The organism is Zhongshania sp. (genome assembly GCF_041584495.1).
GTDB lineage: Bacteria > Pseudomonadota > Gammaproteobacteria > Pseudomonadales > Spongiibacteraceae > Spongiibacter.
Genome location: NZ_JBFHDY010000138.1, coordinates 1 through 8,119, shown reverse-complemented (window position 1 = coordinate 8,119; position 8,119 = coordinate 1). Strand labels below are relative to the sequence as shown.

Sequence of the window (8,119 nt, the reverse complement as noted above, 5' to 3'; positions counted from 1 at the left end):
CTTTTGTTTGTTGCGCCGCTCTCGCCTATCCCATAAGGCGGATCAACAATAGCCAAATCAAAAGCTTTATCTGGGAGCGACGCCATGTACTCCATGCAGTCGATGTGTAGTAGTTCGACGCTCACAATTCCCCCTCCCCCGCCACATCACTCATCCAAGCCCGCGCGACAGTCCAGCACAGGGCTGGTGTCGGGCATTCAGTCACAAACTTGCGGCCCTTAAAGCTAACGGTCAACAGGTAGCCGCCAGTGGTTATTGGCTCGATTGTCATGGGTATACCTCGAAATCGTCAACCAAAAATATCGCCCACGCAGTCACTGTCACCATGCAAAAAATGAGGCGCGCAAAGGCATCCCAGTTGGCGGGGCTGATGGGGGCCAAGCCCCATATTGTAACGCTGGCCACTGACACCCCAATCACATAAATTGCCAACGGGAACAGTACATATTTAAGAATTTTCATGGATTCCCCCTCAGTTCATCAATCAAGTCTGCTAGTAGTAGGAGCCAGTACATTACTTGCCCTCCAACCTATCCACCAGCCAGCCCCATTCGCATGACGTTTTGCCTTGCCACTTCTTCAATTTAGACAAAACAAGCTCGTCAGAGCCTTTGTATCTACGCTCAGCGAGAGTCGCGACAATGACCTCCATATCGGCGGCGCGCTCTCTTGATTCCTGCAACGCCTCGCGAAGTCCGGCCTGAACGTAATCGGCAACGTGAGCTGCGGCCTCTGGGTCTTTCTTAATGTAGCTGCTTACCAAGTGAAGGAAGTCGTCTCTGTGTAATTTGCTCACACCAACCCCTCCGCCCGCTTCTTCAGCTCATCCTTAATCACACACTCGACACCGTGCCAGACAGAGAACGCGCTGAATTCAAGCATGTACTCGGGCAGGAAGCGCCTCGCCCAAATATCCAAGTTGATAATGAAGTCGCGGTAATCGCTACACAGTTGCTCGTCAAACACGCGCTGCACGTCAATCGGGTGGCGGTCAAACGCTCGACCTACTGCCGCCTGAACATCTAACTCCGATGACAGTTTAAGCGGCATATTCAGGTACATATCCAGAAGGTTTGTTTCTTCCTTCAGCCGCTCTACCTTTGCGCGAATTTCCGACTCTTTCACCAGCGGCCGATCTTCGATTTCTGGGACGCCTTGGGCGACCATGTGGTTTTCGTAATCTGACATTTTCTTAACCCTCCACCTTGACAATAATCCAATTGAGCGCAGACGCTCTAAGCTTTGCATTCTCGGCGCTGGTGTGCTGTTCTGACCACTCAGGGTAACACTCGCCAGTTTTTGCGTTTTTGTAAGCAGTGAAAGTTACGGTAATCATGTTTGTTGCCCCTCTGTGTGTTGTTGGTATGGGTTAATAGTAAGTAATAATTTACTCGTTATCAACATTCCCGTTATACCGTTTTGCTATATCGTCACAGATTCTTATAGCCTCCTCCCATCCTTTGGCGACTTCCACCGAGTATCCGCACTCTCTCAGATAATCAATCCACTTGGCCTGATCCGACGATACCCGCCCCTCCTTCGTCCGCTTCATTTCTATGAACAGCCGCCACGCGGGGATACATATGTCTGGCACTCCAGGCTTAAGCCCTTCCAGTCGCAACTTCTCAGCGGTTGCCTTGTGGCGGAATCCGCCGTTAGGAATCGCGAATAGCCTTACCTCTGGCCAGCGACGCTCGAACTCTCTGACAAAGGTTGCCTGCTCGACGTGCTCACTGGGGATTGTTCCGGCCATATCTTGTTTACCACCTTGAAATATTTGTTACCGCGCTCTTTGCGGAATACCAGTAAATCAGGAATGATGGGTTGAACCCTTACCGCATCGTCACGCGCCAACACTTCTCCGAATGCCATCACACTAAAATCCGCCCACATTTTGCGGGCATAACTGTGCTCACTGTCCGGCGAAAACCACTCGCTAACCGTTTGCGACATTCCCGCAATCTCATAGGTCACGCGGATTGTATCGGGGCCGTCCCCCGGCTTTGGCCAGCTCTGAACCATCATGGCTTGTACAGGCTCTGTGCGGGTGCGATACGGGTCTGTGCTGATTTTTGCCGCCAGCTCTTTCAGCTTTTCATTGGGGTCAACCAATTCGCCCTTGCAGACCCCGCAATACCGCGCCGCTATATCGTTCTCGGCTTGACATTCCGGGCATTCCTTGTAAGACCATTTGTAGTGGCACCGCTGGTGCTTACCGCCTACAAGGGTTTCACCTTCACACCGTCGCCCAAAGTGAGCGGGCATTGGCAGTCCCTGCGCTGTCTCTATCCGCGCCCCTGTCAAGTCGGTGAAGTATCCCGCCTTATCAATGGGGTAGCCTTCCGGGTTTGGCCGCGCCCCGAAGTTGTTAACGTGGTGGCATATCTCACAGGTTGCGTCTATACCCTCGCCCTCGGTGCGCGCCCGAACCTTAATGACTGGCTCGAATATGTCGCCGTGTGGAAAGTGCCGCTCTATGTTCTCGGCGTAGTCCAACACCAAAAAGTCATCTTTATCATCGCACAGGCGAGTGCCGCGTCCGATGATTTGCTGGAGCAATCCGGGCGATTCGGTGGCGCGCAGCAAGGCTATAACGTCAACGTGTTCGGCGTCGAAGCCAGTGGTCAATACCGCCACATTGACAAGATACTTAAAGCGACGGGCCTTGAAGTCTCGAATGATCCGCTCGCGCTCTTTCTTGTTGGTGCCTCCCGTAATGATCCTGGCATTGTGCGGGGGTAGGGATTCCATAATTTCCGCAGCGTGTTGGACGGTAGCCGCAAAGAACATAACGCCTTTTCGGTCACGCGAACGCGCCACAACATCGGCCACAATTTGACTGGTAAGCCTTCCCCGCCCCTGGAATGCCGCATCAACCGTTGATTGATCCCATTGGCCATTGGACTTCATCACGAGGCCGGACGTGTCGTAATGCTCGTCAACACCGCCCACAATCGGCGGGGTAAGGAATCCACGGTCGATTAGGTATCGCGCACCTACCGAATACACCAGCGTGTGAAAGAATGGGTCAACCGCTTGATCTTCTGGCACCCTGCCGTGTTCGTAGTGGTTGCGGAATATGTATCCGGTTCCCGTCCTGTACGGTGTTGCCGTACATCCCACCACGCGGATGTTTGGGTTATGCCCGCGCATGGATTCGATAATGCGCGTCATGGTTGGCGTGATGCCGTGGGCCTCATCTGCAATGATGGCGGCATAATCCCCAAAGCGGTGCAGGCTATTCACAACCGTTTGCGGCGTGGCGAACACAACTGGGTATCGCAAATCCTTGCGGATGGATGCTGAGAATATGGACGCCTTCGCGCCAGTGGCTAAGTACTTCTCGTGGTTTTGTTCAACCAGCTCTTTGCTGGGTGCGGTGCAGAGGATTCGCTTTCCGCTTACCTCGTGAATCCGGCTGGCAAGATCAGAAATTATCAAGCTCTTTCCGGCTCCAGTTGCTGCATCAATCAAACAGGGGTCTATGCTGCTCGTCACCCAATTAAAGGCCGCGTCACTAGCCCATTTTTGATAATCCCTTAATTTCATCACAGTAGGCTCTCCAGCTTATCCCGCTTTTTAAAGTTATCCTCTTTCCATATAGGGCGAAGATTGGATAGGCAATTTATTTTTTCTGGAGGTGCGCCGCTCTTAACCATATAAGATACAGGGATAATATGGTCTATATGCCATTCTCCGTAGTTACCCCAGCTCATCCCTTTTTGGAATTGTCGCTCTATGTGCGATTTCAGCTCATCTGGCGTATAGCCTACACTTGACGTATCTATTTTTTGACCCATCTTGGCAGCCTTGCAAATTCTTGATAGCTGCGACCTAAGATTGTGCTTAACCCTAAACAGCTCGTCTTCTTTGTACTTTTTCTTGAACCACTCATTCTTTCTTTCCCTGATCTTTGGCTTGTGCCTGCGATAATAATTAGATGCCTGGGCTATTTTTGCCTTCCTATACAGCTTGTCTTTTTTGTATTTTTCTCTGCTCGCCCGGTTCTCTTCATCCTTATACCTTCTTGATGACCTTCTTTTTTTGTCGCTTGCCTTCTTCCTTGCGCGCCTTTCCGGGTTATTTTTCCATGCCGCGCTTTCTCTTGCTCGTTCAATCTTGCGAAACTCTGGGTCTTCTCGCCTTTTTGCCGTATTATCCTTTTTGCATTGACAGCAAGCGCGATCACTGACCTGTCTTTTTGAGATATGATTGTTTTTGCATGGTTTACCCGTGAAGTAATGGGTAAGGCCAAGCTCTATAGCGGTTTTTCTGGGTATGTTTTTCATTTGATACGCCTCAGTCTAAGGGTAGTCGAAGTATTGCGCGGAAGGCAGTGACTAACTGCTTTTCATCTGGCCGGACTATCCGCGCAAATTTAATTATATCAGAATTGCGGCTCTTTATCATTAAACGAAACCCGACCCGCAAACTCGGCCTTAATACACATACCAAATTCATCATCGAGAAATCCAGAACTCAAAGCCCCGATAAACTCCGTCGATGTGAATGTTGGCTTGTCTTTTTTGTGGTAATTCTCCGGGGCCATCACAAACTTGCCGTAGTCGATGGCCAAGTTGCTGCTATCAACGGACTCGATTTCATAGCCCATCAGCTCCATTAGTTGCGGGTGGAATACGTGTTGGCCACACAACTTCAAATCGTGACCAAGGCTACACTCAAACCCACCATCTTTCGCGCTCACAGCTGCGCAGGTCATGCAGGATATGTTGGCCGGTGTTTCGCCCTTGCACACTTGCGAATGGTCGCACATATTGCACTTGTAGGACTCCTCGGCGGGCGGCAGAGCATCACTAGCTATAATGTCGTGCATCCGTTCGGTTTGAATCTCGCCGTATGCCGGGTCAGCAGGGATGACGTTTATGTCAATCTCGCTGGTGTTTTTGTTGAAGATAAAATAGAGGCACTTTTCAAGTTTTCGTCCGGATTCGGACAGTTGAGTGCTATTAGCCATGTATATCTGAATCTGGCTGTAGTAGTAGTCCGGGATTCCCTTTTTCACCATCTCTTTAAACCGCTGCTCTTTCGCGGTTTTCATTTCGAGCAGGTAAAATTCATCATTATAAAATACAATGCCGTCAATGTGGCCAAACACTCCGCCCCAGCGGTTTTTGATTTCAGCCTCGCGCATCATCACGGTTGCGCCCGCCTTCTCCAGCCATTCGCACATGGCATCTTCTAGCAGGTGGCCAACCTCAAACGTGCGCAGGGTTTCGGCTTTATGCAGGATTACGCCGGACACGCCGCGAAGGTTGAACCACATGGCGCGGTCGCAGGACTTCCAGGCGCTTGGGCCTAGATAATTACGAGGCGTCTGGTTTTGCCCAGACTCCAAAGCGGTGTTTACTGATTCTGTTGTCAAAGTCATCCCCGTACCATTCCTTTATCTGTTCGCTTAAATCGTCAACGGATTCGCCGGTAAAACATGGCCATTTGCCATCCGGGCCGTCATAGTGCTTGTGCGTGGCGACGTACTTTTCAGACCATCTATCGCCATCAATAGTTATGTTGAAATCGAAGTGCATAAATCAGCCCTCATAAAAAACCCGCCCCGAAGGGCGGGAAGCAGGGGATTAAAACTTAACAGCAGGATCGAGTGCCGGTTTCTGCGCCTGGGCTTGGGCGGCTTGCTTGCCTGACTCTACCGCCTGCACCCAGTTGCCCGAGCGCATTTGTCCATCGTCGCCTTCCATTTCCCATACTTGCACCTTGATAAGCATTGGCTTATTGACAAGATGCACAGCAAGGTCTGCATCAGTAGGCTCTGCAATTTCCAGCAACTTGCCGCCAGCGTTATAGGCGATTGCCGCCAACATTCGCTTGGCTTTGTCTGCTTTTTTGGGGTCGCTGTCGAATACTTTCAGCTTGTGGAATACCACGCGCCCCTTGTATTCGCCATCAACAACATCCCATCGCAGTTTGATGTAGCGGTCGCCCTGATAGTCGTCATAGGCCGCCTCGCTCACCATTGCGCGTAGCAGAGTGTTTGCTGGGATTGGCTCTAGGTTGCCGCCACCAACGTCGGCGTTTCCGTCTGTTTGGTTGGCTTGTTGGTTGTCGCTTGTGTTCCAGAATGACATATCAAACTTCCTCTTTGGCTACTTTAATGTTTGCTACTGAGCTGGATTCCTTGCGGAATGGCTCAAGGTCAACGTCCGGCAGGTGGGTATTAATCACCTTGCCATAATCAATGGTTCCGCGTCGTTCGGTGAACTTAACTTCAACACCAAACCCATGGGCGTCTTCGTCGGTGAGGGATAAAATCCGGTCTTTCGCAACATCTAAATGCTTTTTGGCTTCATCGTGCGCCCTCTTAGCAATGGTGTACTGCGCAGCCGCGTCCCGCCATTCCGCGTCGAATCTCACAGGCATGACACCACCCCCGTTAGCGGATTAATCCCCAGCTCTACCGGCAGCGGCTCAGTGATGCCGAAGCGGTTTTTGGAGACGTTGGATGCGCTGGCATTGCAAACCAATTCGCGAGAACCGTCAGAGATTGCCTTTTTGCGCTCGCCATCGCCATGCGTATAGGTCACAAGGCGCAGGAAGCCAACAAGGTCAGAATCATCCACGTAAGGCGCGGTTGATTTCTTGCCCAAGCGCAACGTGTAGCGGGTGTAAGGGTCGCTGTCAGGCAGCTCGATGGTTTCAGTATCGGCGTGGGCGATGAATACAACGTGCATCCCTTTATCGTTCAAGATTCCCGCAGCGCGCCGTACTCGTTGATGCAGAGTGGCAACCGCACCCAAACCTGCACCATAACCGCCATTGGCTTGGTTGATGCTTTTCGGCTTCTTGGGGTCGCTGTCGATAACATGCTGAATAAACAGACGCTCCAATGCTGTTACCGAATCCACTACCAAAGTTTGGTACTGGTGCTCCTCGTTAATCAGCGCGGTTAGTTGATCCCAAACATCATTCACACCAACAATGGTCGGCAGTGCATCCGGGCGATGTTCAGCCGGGATGGCTTGCAAACCATCTTCAACGCGCATGACAATGGGGCTTGGGAATGTGCAAGCCAGCGTGGTTTTACCCATGCCGGAATCCCCTAAGAGTGTGGCAATGATCGGTCGATCAGCCGGTTTTGAGATTTGTTGTAATATAGACACGTGAAGTTTCCTCCTTTCTTTCGTCTTCTCCACGATGAGCAATTTATTATGATTGCCTTGCCGTGTCAACTATTATTTACTGCCAATGTGGGGTATGATTCCACCCTATCACTACAACCAACCATAATGACCCATTTTTAGGGGTACGAGGTAAGCCAATGTCAGGGATTAATCAAGTCTGGGATTACGTAGAGGGCAATTTCCGTGTATTTGCCCTATGGGGGATAAAAGACGGCAAGTGTGAATGCCGTGATGCTGAGTGTATAGCGGTCGGCAAACATCCGAGGGTGTCTAGCTGGCAGAAAACGCCTTACCAAGATGATGAACAAATCGAGAACATGCAGCAGTACCTGATAGAAACGGGCTTTGGCGTGTGCCTCGACCACCATCTGGTGGTAGACATTGACCCGCGTAATGGGGGCTTTGAATCATTCGAGCGATTGCAGGCCGATCTCGGTATGGATTTAAAAGACGCCTCTAATTGCGTCGTGGCAACGGGCGGGGGTGGCTACCATATCTATTTCTCCCTGCCCCATGACGTGCGGCTAATGACCCACCATAAGGAATATCTCGGCATTGACTTTAAAGGCGCGGGCGGGTTTGTAGTAGGGGCGGGCAGTCTTCACGCTTCCGGAATGGCCTACGAGTTTGAAAAGGGCAATCCGTCCGATCTGACCGAATGCCCCGCCCCGCTGATTGAGCTTTTGCGCCGTGTTGAGCACAAAAATAAGTCATACGAGGGTGAGGAGGTCACCGACGCCGAAATCCATTCCATCCTAGCCCATATCCCGAATGATGACGTGCATTATGACGACTGGATAAAAGTTGGCATGGCCATCCACGATGCCACCAACGGGCAGGGGTTCGCCTTGTGGGATGAGTGGTCAATGAAGTCCACCAAGTACAACCCGGCCATGATGGAACAGCGCTGGCACTCGTTCGGCAAATCCGCCAATCCTGTGCGCGTTGGCACGCTGTTCCACATG

At 51.3% G+C, this 8,119-nt stretch carries 12 protein-coding genes; 1 reads left to right on the top strand and 11 read right to left on the bottom strand.

Annotated elements, in window-relative coordinates:
- Positions 1 to 121 precede the first annotated feature (121 nt).
- The 11 genes from ABYP33_RS16265 to ABYP33_RS16215 all read right to left on the bottom strand — a co-directional run bounded on the left by ABYP33_RS16265 (position 122) and on the right by ABYP33_RS16215 (position 7,133).
- On the bottom strand, positions 122 to 271 hold the full coding sequence (locus ABYP33_RS16265) for a hypothetical protein (protein WP_373092207.1): 150 nt from the start codon (positions 269 to 271) through the stop codon (positions 122 to 124).
- Positions 268 to 462 carry a hypothetical protein gene (locus tag ABYP33_RS16260; RefSeq protein WP_373092206.1) on the bottom strand — a complete coding sequence of 65 codons (195 nt, stop codon included), beginning with the start codon at positions 460 to 462 and terminating at the stop codon, positions 268 to 270. The genes ABYP33_RS16265 and ABYP33_RS16260 overlap by 4 nt, the downstream gene beginning before the upstream one ends.
- 52 nt (positions 463 to 514) lie before the next feature.
- Positions 515 to 796 carry a hypothetical protein gene (locus ABYP33_RS16255; RefSeq protein WP_373092205.1) on the bottom strand — a complete coding sequence of 94 codons (282 nt, stop codon included), beginning with the start codon at positions 794 to 796 and terminating at the stop codon, positions 515 to 517.
- Positions 793 to 1,188: a hypothetical protein gene (locus ABYP33_RS16250; RefSeq protein ID WP_373092204.1), complete on the bottom strand. Its 396-nt coding sequence runs from the start codon at positions 1,186 to 1,188 to the stop codon at positions 793 to 795. Before ABYP33_RS16250 ends, ABYP33_RS16255 begins: the two co-directional genes overlap by 4 nt.
- A 199-nt stretch (positions 1,189 to 1,387) precedes the next feature.
- On the bottom strand, positions 1,388 to 1,753 hold the full coding sequence (locus ABYP33_RS16245) for a VRR-NUC domain-containing protein (RefSeq protein WP_373092203.1): 366 nt from the start codon (positions 1,751 to 1,753) through the stop codon (positions 1,388 to 1,390).
- The gene (locus ABYP33_RS16240; protein ID WP_373092208.1) at positions 1,675 to 3,549 is read right to left on the bottom strand and encodes a DEAD/DEAH box helicase family protein; all 1,875 of its coding nucleotides are present in this window, start codon (positions 3,547 to 3,549) and stop codon (positions 1,675 to 1,677) included. Before ABYP33_RS16240 ends, ABYP33_RS16245 begins: the two co-directional genes overlap by 79 nt.
- Complete coding sequence (locus ABYP33_RS16235) at positions 3,549 to 4,289, bottom strand: hypothetical protein (RefSeq protein ID WP_373092202.1); 741 nt, start codon at positions 4,287 to 4,289, stop codon at positions 3,549 to 3,551. Before ABYP33_RS16235 ends, ABYP33_RS16240 begins: the two co-directional genes overlap by 1 nt.
- A gap of 98 nt (positions 4,290 to 4,387) precedes the next feature.
- Positions 4,388 to 5,383: a YqaJ viral recombinase family protein gene (locus ABYP33_RS16230; RefSeq protein WP_373092201.1), complete on the bottom strand. Its 996-nt coding sequence runs from the start codon at positions 5,381 to 5,383 to the stop codon at positions 4,388 to 4,390.
- 211 nt (positions 5,384 to 5,594) lie between these two features.
- Complete coding sequence (locus ABYP33_RS16225) at positions 5,595 to 6,101, bottom strand: DUF669 domain-containing protein (RefSeq protein ID WP_373092200.1); 507 nt, start codon at positions 6,099 to 6,101, stop codon at positions 5,595 to 5,597.
- Position 6,102: 1 nt separating this feature from the next.
- Positions 6,103 to 6,393: a hypothetical protein gene (locus ABYP33_RS16220; protein WP_373092199.1), complete on the bottom strand. Its 291-nt coding sequence runs from the start codon at positions 6,391 to 6,393 to the stop codon at positions 6,103 to 6,105.
- Positions 6,384 to 7,133 (bottom strand): ATP-binding protein, encoded by a 750-nt coding sequence (locus ABYP33_RS16215; RefSeq protein ID WP_373092198.1) that lies wholly within the window; start codon positions 7,131 to 7,133, stop codon positions 6,384 to 6,386. Before ABYP33_RS16215 ends, ABYP33_RS16220 begins: the two co-directional genes overlap by 10 nt.
- 158 nt (positions 7,134 to 7,291) lie before the next feature.
- Between ABYP33_RS16215 and ABYP33_RS16210 the strand changes: the two genes are divergently transcribed.
- Positions 7,292 to 8,119 (top strand): bifunctional DNA primase/polymerase (locus ABYP33_RS16210; RefSeq protein ID WP_373092197.1); only part of this gene is annotated, 828 nt, incomplete at its 3' end.